Raw genomic sequence first — 17,414 nt, 5'->3', positions numbered from 1 at the left:
CTCATCGGATGGATATCGCTCGTCCCAGCCGCCAGCAGACCCACAGACTCGCCCTGATCGCCTTTCCGGCACGCGGCCGACCACGCGAAACCAGACCCTTAACTGCCCACAGGGAAGGCTTCCGCCTGTTGCCCTGCTCCTGGAGAAACCAATGAAAGAGCCGGTCGCCATTCACAACGCCTTACAAGTTCATCGCCCGGCGGTCGGCGGCATGGCCGGCGTCGGCCTTTACCGCCTTCTTCGACTGGTCGCCCTGGAGGATGTTCTCGGCACTGGCGCATCGGCCATCACCTACTACGCCGGCAAGAAACTGGGCATGGATCTGGGGCTCAAGCAGATCGACGATTTTCTCGCTCTGTGCGAGCAACTGCGTATCGGTCAGGTGAGCGTTCCGGTGATGACCCGCGAGCACATCCACGTGGATGTCCATGAGTGCGTCACCTGCGCTGGCTTGACGCCGGTTGGCCGTGCCTTGTGCCATTTCGAGGGTGGTCTGATCGCCGGCGTCGTCGAAGGCATCGTCGGGCAACACGTGCAGGCCAGGGAAGTCACCTGTATGGGAGGCTTCGGCGACGAGGCCTGCGGCTTCGAGTTGCTCATCGGCAACTGACTTCCCTCGCTGTCGCCCGCTCAGACGATGATGCCGCCGCCCAGGCAAACACGGCTTTCGTAAACGACGACGGACTGGCCCGGCGTCACTGCCCATTGCGGCGCGGCGAATCTGATCAGGCACGACTGGCGGTCGACCTGCTCGATCTCGCAAGGTGCATCGGCTTGCCGGTAGCGCGTCCTGGCCGTATAGACCCAATGCGTATGCGGAGCGTCGCCGGCGATCCAGGTGAGTTCTTCGGCGCGCAGTTCTTCGGCAAGCAGCGCCGGATGATCGTGTCCCTGCACGACGTAGAGAATGTTCCGCGACAGATCCTTGCTGGCGACGAACCAGGCTTCGTGGTCGCCATTCTCGCTGCCCTTGCCGCCTCTGACACCGCCGATGTGCAGCCCCTTGCGCTGGCCCAGCGTGTGATAGGCGACACCATCGTGCTCGCCCAGCAGGCGGTCGTCGTCCAGGCAGCGGATTTCGCCCTTTTGCTGTGGCAGGTAGCGCATCAGGAATTCCTTGAACGGCCGCTCGCCGATGAAACAGATGCCGGTCGAGTCCTTCTTCAGGGCAAGGTGCAGTCCGGCTGCCGCAGCTATTCTGCGCACCTCGCGCTTGTACAGGCCGGCGAGCGGAAAAATCGTCTTCGCCAGTTGCTGCTGATCGAGGCGGTAGAGGAAGTAGCTCTGATCCTTGGTGCCGTCTTCCGCCTTGAGCAACTGGAATCCGCCGGCGAATTCGCGCACACCCGCGTAGTGACCCGTCGCGATGCAGTCCGCGCCGATCTTCGCGGCGTGCTCCAAGAACACGCTGAACTTGATCTCGGAATTGCACAGCACGTCTGGATTCGGCGTCCGTCCAGCCTGGTACTCCTTGAGAAAGCGATCAAACACGCGCTGTCGATACTCGCTCGCAAAATTGACCACTTCTACATCAATGCCGATTACGTCGGCAACGCTCAACACGTCGATCAAATCCTGGCGCGACGAGCAGTACTCTTCGGTATCGTCATCTTCCCAGTTCTTCATGAACAGGCCGACCACCTGCCAACCCTGCTGCTTGAGGAGCAAGGCGGCGACCGACGAATCGACCCCCCCCGACAAGCCGACGACTACCGTCTTTCCCCGCTTCACCGCATCCATTCCAGCCTCTCTACGCACATCCGAGCCGCGTCGCCTACTCTGGCAACCGGCCGGCAATCGCTACTGATTCCAGTTGGTCTTCGTCCCCGGCCAGCCAGTCCTCCAGACGCATGACTACGGCTGGTTGGCCATTGTCGCGAAACCAGCTATCGACGACATGCCGTGCCGGCTCGGACGGACCTGCGCCCACCTCTGACGCGCCCGGGATTTCCTCGATTTGCGCCGAGAAATGCACTTGCACCAAGTAACGCACACGTTGCACCGGCTCGGCAACCCGATGGAAACGCAGCCACCCGCGCGCTTCGAGCAGGCGCAACAGACGCGTCGTCGTCGTTGAATGGTCGATACAGTCCATCCGTCCAAAGACAGCCTGATCGGCAAAGTTTCCGCCCCGGTCTGCGCCGATCGGCGTCTGTTCGCCGGCCCAGCCAAGCATCCAGCCGACCGCCAGCGACAGCCGCTCCCGTTCGTCAGGCGCGTCTTGCGCTGCACCAAGCAAGGCAGCGAGCTGTACCATGCGCACTCCCTCGAAGTGCGCCTCGGCCTCGGCCAGACACCCGTAGTTGTAGCAGACCCTGACCGTATCGGCGCTGACCGTGCTCGCCGCGCCAGCCATCAGAAGGCAGGCGAGCCACCTCATCGATGGTAGTCGACGAGAAGTTCGAGCGGGTAACGCCGCCCGGCCAGCCAGTCCTCGACACAACGCAGGACGAGGGGACTGCGATGCAGCGCCTGCTTCGCGCGAATCTCGTCCGGGGTCAACCAGTGCACTGCGAGAATGCCCTGATCGAGCGGCCGCGCTGGCTCGTGCCCGGCCACCCGGCCACCGAAGGCGAAGCGCAAGTAGGTCAGATCCCGCTCTTCAATGCGATAGTTGTAGATACCGACCAGAAACTCCGGCTGCAGGCGATAAGCCGTCTCTTCGATCGTCTCACGTACGACTGCGGCGAGCAGCGACTCGCCACAGTCGAGGTGGCCCGCCGGCTGGTTGAAGCGGACACCGAACTCGGTCTCTTCCTCGACAAGCAGAAAGCGGCCATCGCGTTCAAGCAGCGCAGCAACCGTTACGTTGGGTTTCCAGACCATGAGCCAGACCTTGCCGGAAGGGGAGCAAAGCGCCATTTTACCGCCAACCGTGACACGAAATCGGCTAGAATTCGGCCTTCTAGGCATCTGGCAAGAGGGGTAGAGACCATGTCCATGGCAGATCGTGACGGGTTCATCTGGTACGATGGCAAACTGGTGCCGTGGCGCGAGGCAACCACGCATGTCCTGACCCATACGCTGCATTACGGCATGGGCGTCTTCGAGGGCGTGCGTGCCTACAAGGCGGTCAAAGGTACGGCGATCTTCCGGCTGCGCGAGCACACCGAACGCCTGCTCAACTCGGCCTACATCTTCCAGATGAAGATGCCCTACGATAAGGCAACGCTGATGGACGCGCAGAAGGAGGTCGTCCGCGCCAACCAGCTCGACTCCTGCTACATTCGGCCGATTGCCTTCTACGGCTCGGAAGCGATGGGTATCGCCGCCACCGCGGTGAGTACGCATGTCGCGATTGCCGCCTGGCCATGGGGCGCCTACCTCGGTGCCGAGGGAATGGAGAAGGGAATCCGCGTCAAGACCTCGTCCTTCACCCGGCATCACGTGAACATCAACATGTGCCGCTCGAAGTCGGTTGGTACCTACACCAACTCGATCCTCGCGCACCAGGAGGTAGCGCACGACGGTTACGACGAAGCATTGCTGCTTGACGTCGACGGTTATGTTGCCGAGGGCGCTGGCGAAAACGTTTTCATGGTCAAGCACGGCAAGCTCTACACACCCGACCTGACGTCCTGCCTGGAGGGAATCACCCGCGCCTCGGTCCTCGATCTCGCCGAAGAACTGGGCCTGCAAGTCATCGAGAAGCGCATCACACGCGACGAAATCTACTGCGCTGATGAAGCGTTCTTCACCGGTACGGCAGCCGAGGTGACGCCGATTCGCGAGCTCGACAACCGGCAGATCGGCGAAGGGCGGCGCGGGCCAATCACGACGCGAATTCAGAGCCTGTTTTTCGACTGCGTCAACGGCCGTGTGCCGGCGCGCGAGGACTGGCTCGCCTACGTCTAACTCCGGTTCTCTGTTTGCAAGGTTGCGCTCATGTCTCAAGACCTTAGGAGCAAGCCCGTCGAGGTTACCGCCGGTGACTTGCCGCTGCATTGCCCGACCAAGGATTCTCCGCTGTGGGCCAGGCACCCGCGTGTTTTCCTCGATGTCACGCAGCACGGCGAGGCCGTGTGCCCGTATTGCAGCACGCGCTACGTCTTCACTGGCGAGCTGCCCAACGGACACCACTGATCACCTGGCGGCTATCCGAGTTCGCGGGTAGCCGACCTGGCCGCTGCTCATGAAAGCCCTTCTCGTCGCTCCGTCCTGGATTGGCGACACGGTGTTGGCGCAACCGCTGTGCAGGCGACTGCACGAAAAGATTCCCGGGCTGCAGCTCGATGCGCTGGCTCCGCGCTGGGTCGCGCCGGTCCTCGAACGTATGCCTGAAATTGCCCAGATCGTCGACAGCCCCTTTGCCCACGGCGACCTCTCGCTACGGGCGCGCCACCGACTGGCGCGCCGGCTTGCCGGAAATGCTTATCAACGCGCCTACGTCCTGCCCAACTCGCTGAAGTCGGCGCTCGTGCCGTTCATGGCCGACATTCCGCAACGCATCGGCTTCGTCGGGGAAAAGCGTTACGGACTGATCAACCAGCGGCACATTCTGGACAAGACCGCGCTGCCGCAGATGGCCGAGCGCTTTGCGCAACTCGCCGAAGAGCCCGGCGCGCCGCTGCCCCGACCGCTACCCAGGCCGCGCCTGCGCTCCAACGCAAGCGAGCGCGCCTCGACCTGCGCAGCGCTCGGCCTCGAACTGCCAGATAAACTCGCCGTCTTCTGCCCCGGCGCCGAGTACGGCCCGGCCAAGCGTTGGCCAACCCGCCATTTCGCGGCACTCGCCGACTTGCTCGCCGAGACCGGCCATACCGTCTGGTTGCTCGGCTCGGACAAGGATCGCTCGATCGGCGACGAGATCGTCGCCCTGGCCAAACCGACGCACCTGCCGCTCAACCTGTCCGGCAGGACATCGCTGAGCCAGGCGATCGACCTGCTCGCTGCCGCATCACTCGTCGTCTGCAACGACTCAGGGCTGATGCACGTCGCCGCTGCCCTCGATCGCCGGCTGATCGCGCTTTACGGCTCGTCATCGCCGACGTTCACCCCGCCGCTTTCCGAGCGTGCGACGATTCTGAGTCTGCATCTCGCTTGCAGCCCGTGTTTTCAGCGCCGCTGCCCGCTCGGCCACCTCGACTGTCTGAACAGGCTCGCGCCGCAAGAGGTTCTCGCTGCCTGCCTGGCCGACACCGCGCCATGATTCTCGTTTTCGCCAGCCCGGAAGACGTTGAGGCGGCATTCTACGAAGCGATCGCCCGGGCCGACCTGAGCGCCCTGATGAATGTCTGGGCGGATGACGAGGAAATCATCTGTATCCATCCCACCGGCCACCGCCTGACCGGCACCACCGCCATACGCGAAAGCTGGCGCGCCATTTTTGCCAACAACCCGCGGCTGACCGTCCGCCTGTCGCGCGTCGTGCGCTGGACCGGCATGCTGCTGGCCGTACACAACGCCGTCGAAACGCTGTTCATCGGCGATCAGCGCCGCCCGCACAGCGTGATGCTGGCCACCAATGTCTTCCAGCGTGGCGCCAGTGGCTGGCGCCTGCTTGCGCACCACTCCTCGACCGCAGCCGAGCGCGGCCTCGCCGACGGCGCCGCGGGCGGTGACGGTGAGAGCAAGGTCGCGCGCATCCTGCACTAGCCCTTTCTTCCCTTTCAGCACGAGGTCCGCCATGAGCCTTCCCCTGCCCGCCGAGATCTTCAAGGCGTATGACATCCGCGGCATCGTCGGTCGCACGCTGACCCGTGACATCGTTCGCCGCATCGGTCAGGGACTCGGTTCGCTGGCGATCGAACGCGGTCAGCCGGCGATTGCCGTTGGTCGTGACGGTCGCCTGTCGGGTCCCGAGTTGGCCGCGGCGCTCAGCGAAGGTATTCGGCAGGCCGGCATGGATACGATAGACCTCGGTTGTGTCCCGACGCCGGTGGTCTATTTCGCCGCGCATGAACTCGGCTGCCAGAGCTGCGTGGCGGTCACCGGCAGTCACAACCCGCCCGACTACAACGGACTCAAGATGGTCATCGGCGGCGAGACGCTCGCCGGAGAGGCGATTCAACAGATTCGCCAGCGCGTCGACGCCGGCCGGCTGCATGCCGGCAGTGGCCACGCACGTAGCGCCGACGTCAGTCCGGCCTATCTCGCCCGCATCATTGGCGATGTCAGCCTGGCGCGCCCGATGAAGATCGCCATCGACTGCGGCAACGGCGTCGCCGGCGGTCTCGCGCCGCAGCTTTTCAGCGCCCTGGGTTGCCAGCTGGTCGAACTGTTCTGCCAGGTGGATGGCAACTTCCCCAACCACCACCCGGATCCCTCGAAACCGGAAAACCTGCGCGACCTGGTAGACGCCTTGGCGAGCAGCGACGCCGAACTTGGCCTGGCCTTCGACGGCGACGGCGACCGGCTTGGCGTCGTGACGCGAAACGGCGAGATCATCTTTCCTGACCGTCAACTGATGCTTTTCGCCGCCGATGTGCTGCAGCGCTGTCCCGGACAGGCAGTCATCTACGACGTCAAGTGCACCCGCCGCCTGGCGCCCTGGATACGCCAACACGGTGGCGAGCCGCTGATGTGGAAGACCGGGCATGCGCTGGTCAAGGCCAAGCTGAAGGAAACGGGCGCGCCGCTGGCCGGCGAAATGAGCGGCCACGTCTTCTTCAAGGAGCGCTGGTACGGCTTTGACGATGGCCTTTACGCGGCTGCTCGCCTGCTCGAAATTCTCTCACGCGCGGCCGACCCCAGCGCGCTGCTGGCGGCATTGCCCGACAGCAGTTCAACCCCCGAGTTGAATATCGCCATGCGGGAAGGGGAACCTTTCGCGTTGATTGAAGAACTGCGCCAAAACGCCAACTTTGCCGGAGCAAGGGAGATCATCACGATCGACGGCCTGCGCGTCGAATACGCCGACGGCTTCGGGCTGGCGCGTCCGTCGAACACCACACCGGTCGTCGTGCTCCGTTTCGAGGCCGACGACGCCAGCGCGCTCGAGCGCATCCAGGCCGACTTCCGTCGCGTGCTGCACGCCGCACGACCTGACTTGCGGCTGCCCTTCTGAACCCGCCGCGACGTCTGCCCTTGACCACCGCCGAAGACGAAAACCTCCGATGACCGACCGCACTCGCGACAACGCCTTCCTCTTCCGCCAACCGATTCTCAATCAGAAGAACGAACTCGCCGGCTACGAGCTTTTTCTTCGGCGAAGTGGCGCGAGCGCCGACGAGCGCAGCAGCGGAGCCGCCTTGTGCGCCGTTTACGCGGATCTCGGCATGCGCAGTGCGCTTGGCCACCGCTCCGCTTTCATCGGCATTGATGCCGTCTTTCTCCATCAGGAAGCAATCGAGTTATTGCCGCACGAAGGCGTTGTTCTCGAACTGCTGATCGACGACATCCCCGACAAGGAAATGCTGAGCCGCTGCCGAACCCTGTGCGAACGTGGCTATTCGCTCGCCCTGACCGATTACCGCGGGATCGATGACCGCAGCCGGCCGCTCCTGCCAATCGTTGATGTCATCAAGATCGACGTGCAGACTGCCGACGAAAGCCAGTTACGCGATCTCGCCGGGTCGCTGCGCCGCCTGCCGATCAAACTGCTGGCGCAGGGCGTAGACAGCCACGAGCAGCTCGAACGCTGCCGCAAGGTGGGCTTCCAGCTCTTCCAGGGGCGCTACTTTGCCCAGGCTGAAATCGTCAGCGGGCGCCGCCTTTCCGCCTCGCAGACAGCGCTGATCCGGCTGATCAACCTGGTTGGCCTGGACGTCGATACGCCGGTAATCGAGGACGCATTCAAACACGAGCCGGCGCTGACGCTCAACCTGCTGCGCGTCGTCAACTCGGTCGGCCACCGCGGCAGCCGCTACGCCCAGCCTGTCACTTCGCTGCGACAGGCGATCACCCTGCTCGGTCGCCGCCAGATCCAGCGCTGGTTGTCGCTCCTGCTGCTCGCACCGGAAAATGGCAGCGCCGATCCAAGCGGCTCGGCGCTCCTGCAAGTGGCCGCACTGCGTGGGCGGATGATGGAACTGTTGGTCGAGGCGACGCGGGTGCACGACCGCAAACTCAGCGACCTCGCTTTCCTGGCCGGCATCCTGTCGATGATGCCGATTGCGCTTGGGCTGCCGATCGAGGAAATCCTGCAGCAAATCACCGTCGATCGTGACCTGTGGGCAGCGCTTTGCCTGCACGAAGGACTGCTGGGAACGATTTTAGCGCTGCTCGAGCGCTTCGATGGCGACGATGCAGCCGGCTGCGACGAGCTCCTGGCGCAAGTGGCCGGAGGACTCAACCACCATACGCTGAATACCTGTCTGAGCGCTGCGCTGCGCTGGCTGAACGAGAACGGCGGCTGAGCCCGGCTTGGAAATTCGCCGCACACCGCCCGCATGCGCGGGTCACCACAGCTTGCGTGTATCGAGCCAGACGACGCGCCCCGTACGGCGGCGCACCTCCTCGTACATGTGCGCGGTGCCGCCCGGACCGTCGCCGCCACCGCCGTTCCACAGACAGACAAAACGAACCTTGTCGACTCCCCACGCGAGAGCGGTGTACAGCAACCAGAGATTGCAGCGCTCGTAGGCGTTCGCCTCGACACCGCGCGTATCACGCGGCAGCCGACCGAGTTCGCTGGGCATGATGCGTGGCGGCTCGTCGAGCCCGGCGATCAGGGCGAAATAGCGCTGGCGCCACTGCTCGCCGTTGCTGGCCGGCAAGATGGAACGTTCGATGAATTCGGGTGCTTCAAACGGCAGCATGGGCCGCAGGCGCAAGCCGCGTGCCTGACACGCCTCAAGAAACAGCAGATCGCCACCGCTCGCCGCCTGCGCCAGGGCGAGGTCTCCCGGCCCCACGCCAAGCTGATCAAGCGCTTCGCCGATGCGCGCCGCCGCCACCGCTTCCTGCTCGGCGGGAAAGCGCGGCGGCTCACGCTGTGCTGCATCGACCATGTGACCGCTGAAGAGGACGACCTGGCGAGGCACGAACGGTGGACTGCTGCGCGCGATCTCGCGGTCCACGATAGCCAGTGCGGCAGCCGTTTCCACTGGCCGAAAATCAATGTCGCGCAGCAGAGTGAGTGTCTGCCGACTCGAGTCCAGGGCGAACCAGTCACCATTGGCCGCGGCAACCATGTTGCCATACTCGCGGCGCACGCTGTCGAGCGGATTGACCAGCAGGCAAAGTTCAGCGTAGCTGGCGCGCGCCCAGTAATCGCGGCGATCACGTTCCTGTGCCGTCAGGCTGGCCCAGAGAACGCCGCCAACCAGATTGTCGATCAGCGTCTGTGCAACCGAAGCACCGCAGTGCTGGCGCAGGAGTTGCAGGGTCAGCGCGTTGATCCCCGAATAGTGATGCGCCGGGTCGGCAATGAATGCCTGCCGATACGGTTCAAGAGCTTCCGCCAGCAACGCGTCTTCGTTGGTCGCCGCCTGGTACATCTGAGCTGGCGTCAGTCCCGGCTGGCGCCAGCGAGCAATCCACTTTTCCTTCTCGACACGCCCGGCCAAAGCCCAGCATTCCGCGTCGCGCGGATAGTCGGTGGTGAGCTGGCGGACCCACTCACGCGCTTCTTCGTAGCGACCAAGGCGGCCCAGGCAGACTGCCTTCCTTTCCCGGCTCGGCTTGTCGTCGGCGTCGACCGCCAGCGCCTGCTCGAACTGTTCGAGCGCGAGCTCATATTGTTCGAGCTTGAGCAAGGCATTGCCGGCGGCCCGCTTGGCTTCGAGATGCAAGGCGCGTACCGGCGTTTCGTCGGCGAGGACGAGAATATCGCCGGGCCGGTTCTTCTGTCGGGCCACCTCCATGCGGCTCGACCAGTTGGCATACGCGGCAGAAAACTCGTTGCGCTCGGCGAGCAAGAGACGCCGCCACTCGGGCTGCTCGAGATTGGGAATCAACTGAAAGACGGGGCTCACCTTGCGGCGCGTCGAGCTGGTCATCGTTGCCCGAACCATCTCGGTCAGCGCACGCTTATCCTCGTCCAGGGTTGTCGGGTCGGGTACACCGCCGATCAAGCCATAACGCAGCTTGCGATCGGTGTAGAGATCAAAGGGCTGATTGGCGCGCGGCCCCTGGACCAGGATGACGCCGCGTGCCCGCAAGGCGTGCCGAATCCCCAGTTCATACCAGACGTTCGGGTTGTCGAGGGTGAGGTCGGCGACCACCAGATCGGCAATCAGCAACTCCTGGAACATGTCGGTCCGGATATCACCCGCCCGCTGCTCGCGATCAGCACGAAAGACGGCCATGCCAGCCGCTGCCAAAGCCGGCTCGATGTATTCGGAATAGACGCGGTTGAAGTCGATCGGCTGACCGTCGTGCCCCGGCTTGCTACCGAAAGGCATGGCAACGAAGGCATGCGGTTTCATTCGTGCTCTCCTGAAGTCCGACTTGGCGTATCGTCGCCAGCTCCGTCATGCAGCGCATCCCCGCCGGCGCGCACCGGCCAGGCACCAGCGCTCAAGTTTCGCTCAGCGCGTAGTCGACAGCAACAACCTCCACTTCGCGCCAACCGGCCGGGCTACGGAAACGGACAGTGTCGCCGACGCGCGACTTGAGGAGCGCACGAGCCAGCGGCGAAACCCAACTGATCCGCCCGCGCGCCGATTCCGTTTCGTCGACACCGACGATCTGATAGGTGCTTTCCCTTCCCTGCTCGTCGCAAATGGTCACCGTCGCGCCAAAAAAAACCTGCTCGCAGTTGACGTGCCGGCTCGGATCGACGACCTCGGCCAGATCGAGACGCTTGCCGAGAAAGCGAATCCTCCGGTCGATCTCGCGCAGACGTCGCTTGCCGTACTGGTAATCGGCGTTTTCCGAGCGGTCCCCATTTGACGCCGCCCACTGCACGACAGCAACTACCTGCGGCCTTTCCACACGTACCAAGTGTTCCAGTTCAGCGACCAGACGAGCGTGTCCCTGCGGCGTAATGTAGTTGCGTGTCCCTCCGGGGAGCGCGGCGAATCCGCCACTGACTGCTTCGTCCTCATCGTCATCGACACTGCTCTGCGCCAATCCCTTGCTCATCATCGTCACACCGACACACCGCGCCGCCCGGCGTCACGCGCGCTCAGTAGCCGATATTGAATGCCGCCACATCGATACGCACCGTGTCGCGACCGAGGGCGAGAGCCGTGTAGCGCGCAAAGCGGGTCGCCCAATCCTTGCCGTCGATGAAGCGCTGTTCTCCGCCGTAGCGTGCAACATTGAGAATCTTGTCGATGATCAGCACCTTGCCCATCGGATTGCTGGGCTCGCACTCGAGGTCGGCAAACTCCTTGTCGAACCAGCGGCGCGCATCTTCAGGAGAGCCGGAAGCGAGATCGGTGTGCGAAAACTTGAACTCGTACTGCCTGTCCCGCCCAAACGAAACGATAATGTGATAGACCATCTGCCTCCTCCCGGCGGTATCTCAAGGTTACAATCCGACTCTCTATTCTAGTCGGAAAAGCACCCCATTGCGGCAAGTCACGCGCCCGTGCAGCGAGTTTCTTGGCGCCCCCCCCCAAGCAGGCTTCCCGAGCGCGAATGGGTGTCGGCCTTCCGAGCATGCGCAGGCTGCGGTTCAGCAGCTTACGCGGCGAAAACTGCGGCAGCGCTGGCGGTCATCACCGCAACCATCCTACGCCGCCGTTGTTTTTTCCCGGTCGCACGCCTACCATACACGCTGACTCGCCGCGCGCCGCCGCCACGGTGGCCGCAAGCGCAGCCGGGCGGACGCGCAAGCCAGGTTGACTGTCGTTCCTGGCAGGCTTGCGTGCTGCAGGCTGCAAGCGCGCTCGGCTAGCCGAATCACAACCCTGGGAAATTGCCGACCATGCTGACCGAAGAGCAGATGACTCACACCCGCGCCACCCTGCATGAGCTGCAGATCGAGCACCGCGACCTCGATCTGGTGATCGAGCACCTGATGCTCAACCCACCCCCGGACGAGCTTCTCGTGCGCCGCCTGAAGAAGCGCAAACTGCTGCTGAAGGATCGCATTACCTTCCTCGAACATATGCTGGAACCCGATGTACCTGCCTGACCGCTGACCCCTGGAACCCGCGCGCGGAAACCTGCTGTGGACCTGACCGTGAACGGCTTTCGCTGCCACCTGACAAGCAGCGGGCCGCCACGCTCGGTGGCCGGCAGGCCGTGTTCGCCCGTCGTTCTCGTGCACGGCGCTGCCAACGATCACGACGCCTGGCTGGGCGTCGCCGACCTCCTGGCCGCGGCCGGCCAGCACGTGCTGGTGCCTGACCTGCCGGGACACGGCTTGTCCGCCGGCGCACCCTTGCGCAGCATCGAAGCACTCGCCGACTGGCTGGCCGAGTTGCTCGACGCGGCCAGCGTCACCCAGGCGGTGCTCGTCGGTCACTCGATGGGCTCGCTCGTCGCGCTCGAGTGCGCAGCCCGCCACCGGCAGCGCGTCAGCCGCCTCGCCTTGCTCGGAACGTCGGTCCCGATGCCGGTCGCCGACGCACTGCTCGGACAGGCGACAAGTGCTCCCGACCAGGTTTGCCGAATGATGTCCGCCTACTCGGCGAGCAGCCGCTTTCTGCGTACGGGAGGTCAGCGCGGGCACGGTATCTGGGGGCCGGGCCTGATGCTGGCCATCATGCGGCGCAGCCCACCCGGTGTGCTGGCCGTCGACCTGGCCAACTGCAACGACTACCAGAACGGTTTGCGCGCCGCCGCCCAGGTGCACTGTCCGACGTTACTGGTCGTCGCACGTCGCGACCGCATGACTCCACGCCGCAATCTGCCGCCGTTGTTAGCCGCGCTGCCCGCTTGCGAACGCATCGAACTTGCCGACTGCGGACACGCCATGATGAGCGAGCAACCGGGCGCGCTTGCCAACGCGCTGCTTGCCTTCGTCACGGCCGGCCAGCCAACGGCCTTTGCTCGGCAATGACCGGACCCCGCCTGGCCGGGTGCGCGCAGCCAAGCGCCGACAAGACGCTGCGCGTCGAACTCGAACTGACCGGTCGCGCCATCGAGAAAGCGCGTTCGTCGGCCGTCGCGATGGTTTTCGGACAGGCGATAATCGCCACCATCACCGCGGTTTACCTGCCTGCGCTGCTCGCTGGCGCCATTCTGGCGGCTGCGATCGCGGCTGGCGTCTGGCGCCACATCCTCGCTCGCCAATGGCCGCAGATGTCGACCACCCCGGCCGGCTGCCAACGCGCGCGCCGACTCTTTCTCGCCATGACCGCGGTCCTGGCGGCAAACAACATTATCAGCGTCGCGCTCGTCTACCCGAACGTTCCGCCGCAAGCGGCGGCCATGGTCCTCATCGTTCTGCTTGCCTCACTCACCGTTGCCGCGCTCTTTCTGACGCTGGTCCGCTCGGCGCTGCTCATCTGGTTGCTACCACCACTGCTGACCACGATGGTGGTTTCGCTCCTGCAAGCAACCGGTCACGGCTACGCGCTTGCTGCCGTCGCGCCAATCTACGGCTTGATCACGCTGCGCGCCGCACGCGAGCAACTGGCTGAGGCGACGGCGCAGGTTCTCCAACGTATTGAACTCGAGCAGACTGCCAGCGCGCTGGACATGGCCCGGCGACAGGTCGAAGCCGCCGGCCAGGCCAAGTCGCGCTTTCTGGCCACGATGAGTCACGAACTGCGCACACCGATGAACGGGCTTATCGGAACGCTCGACCTGCTCGCCGACTCGCCGCTGTCGTCCAGCCAGATTGCCTTGCTGCGCACTGCGCGCAAGTCGAGCGACGCCTTGCTCGAGTTGATCAACGACATTCTCGACTTCGCCTCTATCGATGCAGGGCATCTCGTCCTGCGCTGCAGCGAATTCTCGCCCGGCGCTGTCGCACAGACCGTCGTCCAACTGTTCGCGGCGGAAGCGGCACGCAAAGGCCTGCACCTGCGACTCGAGTTGGCACCCGACCTGCCGTCGCGCGTGCTGGGCGATCCGACGCGAACACGGCAGATCCTGCTCAAGCTGTTCGGTAACGCGATCAAGTTCACCGAGCACGGCGAGATTGTCCTGACCGTCAGCCGCACCGCGGGCAAGGAAAGCAGCGACAAGCCGACGATCGTCTTTGCGATCAGCGATACCGGGATCGGCATACCGCCAGAACGTCAGGCGACGCTCTTCCAGGCCTTCACGCCGGGCGATCAGTCAACGACCCGGCGGCACGGCGGTACCGGTATCGGTCTGGCGCTGGTCAAGCAACTGGTCGACGCAATGGATGGAACGATTGCCTGGCAGAGCAGCACTGCGGCCGACCACCGGGGCAGCGTGTTCACTGTGCATATCCCGTATTCCGCGACGCTGCCAGCGCGGTCACCGGCGACGCCAGACGCGTCGAGCGGCAGCGCTGACCTGCCCGCGCCGGCGACGGCAAATCGACCGCCGGCAGGAATTGCGCCCGATCACCGCCTGCTGCTCGTCGACGAAAATGCCGTGAACCGCCTGATCAGTCGGGAAATGCTTTCCTCGCTCGGACTGAGCGTAGTCGAGGCAGAAAACGATGAGCAAGCCCTGGCAGCGCTCGACACGGGGCCTTTCGAGGTCGTCCTGATCGACTGTCAGTTCCCGCTGATCAGGGGATTGGCGACCTGCCGGCAACTGCGTGCGCGCGCCAGCGCGCTGGGCCAGCCACGAGCGGCGGTCCTCCTGGCGCTCTCCGCCAGCACCGCCGACGACCAGAACGCCGCTCGCCTGGCAGCCGACATCGACGGCTACGTGCGCAAGCCGATCAACCTCAGGACGCTGGCGACGACGATTGACAGCGCACTTGGCAAGCGCCTGAGCGCCGAGAGCTGGCTGGCTGACTGAATAGTTTGTCAGTAACGCTGGCCGAATCAGCCACATTGGGCTAAATTTGCGCTTGCGCCAACCCGACAGCGAACCGTTCCGCTGCGGCGCCACAGGAAACCCACTACGTTTTGCCCCCAGCGGGATACGAGGAGATGTGCTGGTGTCTGACCGATGCCGCCTGACGCCGGAAGGATTTCTCTGGCTCGTCGGTGCCGCCTGCCAGATGTACCACCTACCCTGCGACCCGGTGCTCGTCCAGTAGCGCTTTCCACCACCGCGCTCGCTGGCCACGCTGCAGGCGGCGCTCGCCCATCTCGGCTTGCACTCGGCCAGCGTCGCCTTCGACGCAACGACTGCGCAGCACCTGGCGTATCCCTGCTGCGCCTTCCTCACGCCGGACACCCAGCAAGCACACAGCACGCCGGCGGAGGCAATTCTCCTGCTGGCCGAAAAGGACGGACGCATCGCCCGCCTGCGGCCAAGCGATGCGCAGGTCGGTACGACGACGAGCGCAGCGCTACTCGCCGGGGAAGTTATGCTTGTTCTGCAATTCACCCAGCAAACCGCGCCGCCACGAACGGACGCAGGCGAGAGGCCAACGGAGCACTTCGGTTTCCGCTGGTTCGTTCCGGAATTGCTCAAGTACCGCCGCATCTGGCGTGACGTTCTTCTGGCGTCGCTCGCTATTCAGCTCGTCGCACTGGCGACACCGCTGTTTACCCAGGTCATCATCGACAAGGTCATCGTGCACCAGACGCGCAGCACGCTGATCGTTCCCGGCATAGCGCTGGCAATCTTTCTGGTCTTTACCGCCAGCCTGAGCTGGTTGCGCCAATACCTCGTCCTGCACACCGGCAACCGTAGTGATGCCGTGCTTGGCAGCGAGTCTTCCAGCATCTGCTGCGCCTGCCCTTGCCCTATTTCGAGGCGCGCCCGACCGGCACGCTCGTCGCTCGCCTGCAGGGTGTCGAAACGATCCGCGAGTTTGTTTCCGGCGCCGCCGTCACGCTGGTGCTCGACCTGCCATTCCTGCTCATCTTTCTCGCCGCGATGTTCTGGTACTCCTGGCAGCCCTCGCTGATCGCCCTTGCCCTGCTCGCACTCATCTGTCTGCTTTCGCTGCTCGTCACGCCGCTCTACCGGCGGCGCCTGAATCAGCAATTCCTGCTCGGCGCGCGCAATCAATCGTTTCTCACCGAGTACGTCGCCGGCATGGCGATGGTCAAGTCGCTGCCGATGGAAACGCAGGCCGAGAAGCGTTACGGCGAGTATCTTGCCGGCTATCTCGCGGCTGGATTTTCCACGCGGCAGGTAACGAACGGCTATGGCGTCGCCACCAACGCACTTGAGCAAGCGATGACGCTGATCGTACCGCTCGCCGGCGCCCTGCTCGTCATGCGCAACGAGGGCTTTTCCGTCGGCATGCTGCTTGCATTCCAGATGCTTGCCGCCCGGCTCAGCCAACCGATGCCGCGCCTGGCCGGGCTCTGGCAGGAGTTCCAGCAGGCGATGATCGCCGTCCGCCGCCTGGGCGACATTCTCGATCAGCCGACTGAAACACCGTGAGCGCCGCACGCGAAGCAGACAGCAGCGGACGCATCGAAACGCTCGACCTCGCGTCCCGCTACTCCGACCAGCATCCCTGGCTCTATCGCCATCTCAATCTGGTTTTCGAAGCTGGCCGCCTGAGCGTCCTGATGGGTTCCTCAGGGTCGGGCAAAAGCACATTTGCCAAGCTTCTGCTCGGTTTCTACCGCCCGCAGGAAGGACAGATCCGCCCCGATGGGCGCGACATCCGCCACCTTTCCGCCAACGAACTGCGCGCAAGTCGGCGCGGCGCGGCGCGCTATCCTGCATAGCGCGCTTCTGGTCATGAAATACATCTTCCGGGACGACTTGCCCGAGCACCTGCGCGATATCTTCCCACCGCTGCGCGAGCTTTCCTCGCCGGTCGCCCGCATGAGCATCCAGGCACGCTGACACGCTATCCGGCTGGAGGGGCGAGTATCGACCGCCTGAGCAATCAGGAATTGCGCCAGGTGGTGACCGAAACCTTTGACTATGGCGAGGAACTGGTGCCGACAATTACGAAAGAATGGGAACGGCAGGCAATGGAACGTTGCCCGGCAAAAGGCATCGGGCAAGGCGAAGCGCGCTTGCTGCGGCAATTGCTCTGCTGCCGTTTTGGCGCCTTGCCGGAATGGGTCGATGGCCACTTTGCCGCAGCCGAAACGACCCGCCTGGAGGCCTGGGCCAAGCGCGTGCTTGACGCACCGAGCCTGAAAGCGGTGTTTGCCGGCGCTTCCTGAACTCACTTCGTCACCCCGCTGGATACACCGCGCTTACCAAAACAGCCGGCTCTGCGGCAGCGTTTCGGCGTGCAGGTTTCGGTCAACCGCCGGACGCGCTGAACAGGCGCCGTGGTCACTCTGCCGGCAGCGCCAAGAGGTGGCGTGAGGCGTTGCGCGAGACGTTTGCTGCATTGCGGAATGACAAGGCCGTGTGCTGTGCGTAAAGTGGCCGAACGCCGAATCCGCCGGATTCTTCGGCTCGGTCCAGTGTTCGATGGTCAAGCAGGTCGCTGGTCGATGGAGCCTGTGCTGGGTGCGCACGCGGCTTCCTCCTTGGCGCAGACAACGCTGGTGATTCAAGCTTGTTCAACGGGTCGCGCCGCAACGTTCTGACGACGCATTGGCCAGCAGTTCATC

19 protein-coding genes and 1 pseudogene are annotated in these 17,414 nt (G+C 64.1%); 14 read left to right on the top strand and 6 right to left on the bottom strand.

Annotation, left to right across the window (positions count from 1 at the left end):
• The first annotated feature begins 151 nt into the window (after window positions 1–151).
• Window positions 152–610, top strand: a complete 459-nt coding sequence (locus RKP46_RS04270) for a DUF2507 domain-containing protein (RefSeq protein WP_311105480.1) — start codon at window positions 152–154, stop codon at window positions 608–610.
• A 20-nt stretch (window positions 611–630) separates the two neighbouring features.
• Here the strand turns inward: RKP46_RS04270 and mnmA are convergent, their stop codons facing one another.
• Genes mnmA through RKP46_RS04255 form a run of 3 tightly spaced genes read right to left on the bottom strand, consistent with a single transcriptional unit; the run spans window position 631 to window position 2,862 of the window.
• Window positions 631–1,740 (bottom strand): tRNA 2-thiouridine(34) synthase MnmA, encoded by a 1,110-nt coding sequence (gene mnmA / locus RKP46_RS04265; protein WP_409194102.1) that lies wholly within the window; start codon window positions 1,738–1,740, stop codon window positions 631–633.
• A gap of 34 nt (window positions 1,741–1,774) precedes the next feature.
• Complete coding sequence (locus RKP46_RS04260; RefSeq protein ID WP_311105478.1) at window positions 1,775–2,380, bottom strand: hypothetical protein; 606 nt, start codon at window positions 2,378–2,380, stop codon at window positions 1,775–1,777.
• Window positions 2,377–2,862 carry an NUDIX hydrolase gene (locus RKP46_RS04255; RefSeq protein WP_311105477.1) on the bottom strand — a complete coding sequence of 162 codons (486 nt, stop codon included), beginning with the start codon at window positions 2,860–2,862 and terminating at the stop codon, window positions 2,377–2,379. Before RKP46_RS04255 ends, RKP46_RS04260 begins: the two co-directional genes overlap by 4 nt.
• 72 nt (window positions 2,863–2,934) lie before the next feature.
• Here RKP46_RS04255 and RKP46_RS04250 point away from each other — a divergent pair, with 72 nt between their 5' ends.
• Genes RKP46_RS04250 through RKP46_RS04225 form a run of 6 tightly spaced genes read left to right on the top strand, consistent with a single transcriptional unit; the run spans window position 2,935 to window position 8,297 of the window.
• Window positions 2,935–3,855, top strand: a complete 921-nt coding sequence (locus tag RKP46_RS04250) for a branched-chain amino acid transaminase (protein ID WP_311105476.1) — start codon at window positions 2,935–2,937, stop codon at window positions 3,853–3,855.
• A 30-nt stretch (window positions 3,856–3,885) separates the two neighbouring features.
• Window positions 3,886–4,083, top strand: coding sequence for a zinc-finger domain-containing protein (locus tag RKP46_RS04245; protein WP_311105475.1), 198 nt, complete (start codon window positions 3,886–3,888; stop codon window positions 4,081–4,083).
• A gap of 49 nt (window positions 4,084–4,132) precedes the next feature.
• Window positions 4,133–5,149, top strand: a complete 1,017-nt coding sequence (gene waaF, locus RKP46_RS04240) for a lipopolysaccharide heptosyltransferase II (RefSeq protein WP_311105474.1) — start codon at window positions 4,133–4,135, stop codon at window positions 5,147–5,149.
• On the top strand, window positions 5,146–5,595 hold the full coding sequence (locus RKP46_RS04235) for a nuclear transport factor 2 family protein (protein ID WP_311105473.1): 450 nt from the start codon (window positions 5,146–5,148) through the stop codon (window positions 5,593–5,595). The genes waaF and RKP46_RS04235 overlap by 4 nt, the downstream gene beginning before the upstream one ends.
• A 31-nt stretch (window positions 5,596–5,626) precedes the next feature.
• A complete protein-coding gene (locus RKP46_RS04230; RefSeq protein ID WP_311105472.1) occupies window positions 5,627–7,006 on the top strand; it encodes a phosphomannomutase/phosphoglucomutase in 1,380 nt (459 codons plus the stop codon).
• Between the two features lie 49 nt (window positions 7,007–7,055).
• Complete coding sequence (locus RKP46_RS04225; protein ID WP_311105471.1) at window positions 7,056–8,297, top strand: EAL domain-containing protein; 1,242 nt, start codon at window positions 7,056–7,058, stop codon at window positions 8,295–8,297.
• 42 nt (window positions 8,298–8,339) lie between these two features.
• Here the strand turns inward: RKP46_RS04225 and RKP46_RS04220 are convergent, their stop codons facing one another.
• The 3 genes from RKP46_RS04220 to RKP46_RS04210 all read right to left on the bottom strand — a co-directional run bounded on the left by RKP46_RS04220 (window position 8,340) and on the right by RKP46_RS04210 (window position 11,332).
• Entirely contained in the window at window positions 8,340–10,310 is a 1,971-nt protein-coding gene (locus RKP46_RS04220; RefSeq protein WP_311105470.1) for a tetratricopeptide repeat protein, read from the bottom strand.
• Window positions 10,311–10,401: 91 nt separating this feature from the next.
• Entirely contained in the window at window positions 10,402–10,968 is a 567-nt protein-coding gene (gene greB, locus RKP46_RS04215) for a transcription elongation factor GreB (RefSeq protein WP_311105502.1), read from the bottom strand.
• Window positions 10,969–11,011: 43 nt separating this feature from the next.
• The gene (locus RKP46_RS04210; RefSeq protein ID WP_300328170.1) at window positions 11,012–11,332 is read right to left on the bottom strand and encodes a hypothetical protein; all 321 of its coding nucleotides are present in this window, start codon (window positions 11,330–11,332) and stop codon (window positions 11,012–11,014) included.
• A 426-nt stretch (window positions 11,333–11,758) separates the two neighbouring features.
• Here RKP46_RS04210 and RKP46_RS04205 point away from each other — a divergent pair, with 426 nt between their 5' ends.
• The 7 genes and pseudogenes from RKP46_RS04205 (at window position 11,759) to RKP46_RS04175 (ending at window position 17,015) form a co-directional block, all read left to right on the top strand.
• Window positions 11,759–11,968 carry a DUF465 domain-containing protein gene (locus tag RKP46_RS04205; RefSeq protein ID WP_300328173.1) on the top strand — a complete coding sequence of 70 codons (210 nt, stop codon included), beginning with the start codon at window positions 11,759–11,761 and terminating at the stop codon, window positions 11,966–11,968.
• A 36-nt stretch (window positions 11,969–12,004) separates the two neighbouring features.
• On the top strand, window positions 12,005–12,838 hold the full coding sequence (locus tag RKP46_RS04200; RefSeq protein WP_311105469.1) for an alpha/beta hydrolase: 834 nt from the start codon (window positions 12,005–12,007) through the stop codon (window positions 12,836–12,838).
• Complete coding sequence (locus RKP46_RS04195) at window positions 12,835–14,724, top strand: ATP-binding protein (RefSeq protein ID WP_311105468.1); 1,890 nt, start codon at window positions 12,835–12,837, stop codon at window positions 14,722–14,724. Before RKP46_RS04200 ends, RKP46_RS04195 begins: the two co-directional genes overlap by 4 nt.
• 517 nt (window positions 14,725–15,241) lie before the next feature.
• Window positions 15,242–15,511 (top strand): annotated as a pseudogene (locus tag RKP46_RS20180) (peptidase domain-containing ABC transporter); the annotation flags it as partial.
• A 107-nt stretch (window positions 15,512–15,618) separates the two neighbouring features.
• Entirely contained in the window at window positions 15,619–16,272 is a 654-nt protein-coding gene (locus RKP46_RS04185) for an ABC transporter transmembrane domain-containing protein (protein WP_311105466.1), read from the top strand.
• Window positions 16,269–16,565 (top strand): ATP-binding cassette domain-containing protein, encoded by a 297-nt coding sequence (locus RKP46_RS04180; RefSeq protein WP_311105465.1) that lies wholly within the window; start codon window positions 16,269–16,271, stop codon window positions 16,563–16,565. The genes RKP46_RS04185 and RKP46_RS04180 overlap by 4 nt, the downstream gene beginning before the upstream one ends.
• A 180-nt stretch (window positions 16,566–16,745) precedes the next feature.
• Complete coding sequence (locus tag RKP46_RS04175) at window positions 16,746–17,015, top strand: hypothetical protein (RefSeq protein ID WP_311105464.1); 270 nt, start codon at window positions 16,746–16,748, stop codon at window positions 17,013–17,015.
• Window positions 17,016–17,414 lie beyond the last annotated feature (399 nt).

The sequence above is a fragment of the Accumulibacter sp. genome (assembly GCF_031732815.1).
Classification (GTDB): Bacteria; Pseudomonadota; Gammaproteobacteria; order Burkholderiales; family Rhodocyclaceae; genus Accumulibacter.
The sequence above is the reverse complement of the archived record's forward strand: the minus strand, read 5'-3'. Positions and strand labels throughout refer to the sequence as shown.

What these genes read in the sequence shown, in the direction of transcription:
- RKP46_RS04270 (WP_311105480.1), top strand. Translation starts at nt 152, where the DNA reads ATGAAAGAGCCGGTCGCCATTCACAACGCCTTACAAGTTCATCGCCCG.
- mnmA (WP_409194102.1), bottom strand. Translation starts at nt 1,740, where the DNA reads ATGGATGCGGTGAAGCGGGGAAAGACGGTAGTCGTCGGCTTGTCGGGG.
- RKP46_RS04260 (WP_311105478.1), bottom strand. Translation starts at nt 2,380, where the DNA reads ATGAGGTGGCTCGCCTGCCTTCTGATGGCTGGCGCGGCGAGCACGGTC.
- RKP46_RS04255 (WP_311105477.1), bottom strand. Translation starts at nt 2,862, where the DNA reads ATGGCGCTTTGCTCCCCTTCCGGCAAGGTCTGGCTCATGGTCTGGAAA.
- RKP46_RS04250 (WP_311105476.1), top strand. Translation starts at nt 2,935, where the DNA reads ATGTCCATGGCAGATCGTGACGGGTTCATCTGGTACGATGGCAAACTG.
- RKP46_RS04245 (WP_311105475.1), top strand. Translation starts at nt 3,886, where the DNA reads ATGTCTCAAGACCTTAGGAGCAAGCCCGTCGAGGTTACCGCCGGTGAC.
- waaF (WP_311105474.1), top strand. Translation starts at nt 4,133, where the DNA reads ATGAAAGCCCTTCTCGTCGCTCCGTCCTGGATTGGCGACACGGTGTTG.
- RKP46_RS04235 (WP_311105473.1), top strand. Translation starts at nt 5,146, where the DNA reads ATGATTCTCGTTTTCGCCAGCCCGGAAGACGTTGAGGCGGCATTCTAC.
- RKP46_RS04230 (WP_311105472.1), top strand. Translation starts at nt 5,627, where the DNA reads ATGAGCCTTCCCCTGCCCGCCGAGATCTTCAAGGCGTATGACATCCGC.
- RKP46_RS04225 (WP_311105471.1), top strand. Translation starts at nt 7,056, where the DNA reads ATGACCGACCGCACTCGCGACAACGCCTTCCTCTTCCGCCAACCGATT.
- RKP46_RS04220 (WP_311105470.1), bottom strand. Translation starts at nt 10,310, where the DNA reads ATGAAACCGCATGCCTTCGTTGCCATGCCTTTCGGTAGCAAGCCGGGG.
- greB (WP_311105502.1), bottom strand. Translation starts at nt 10,968, where the DNA reads ATGAGCAAGGGATTGGCGCAGAGCAGTGTCGATGACGATGAGGACGAA.
- RKP46_RS04210 (WP_300328170.1), bottom strand. Translation starts at nt 11,332, where the DNA reads ATGGTCTATCACATTATCGTTTCGTTTGGGCGGGACAGGCAGTACGAG.
- RKP46_RS04205 (WP_300328173.1), top strand. Translation starts at nt 11,759, where the DNA reads ATGCTGACCGAAGAGCAGATGACTCACACCCGCGCCACCCTGCATGAG.
- RKP46_RS04195 (WP_311105468.1), top strand. Translation starts at nt 12,835, where the DNA reads ATGACCGGACCCCGCCTGGCCGGGTGCGCGCAGCCAAGCGCCGACAAG.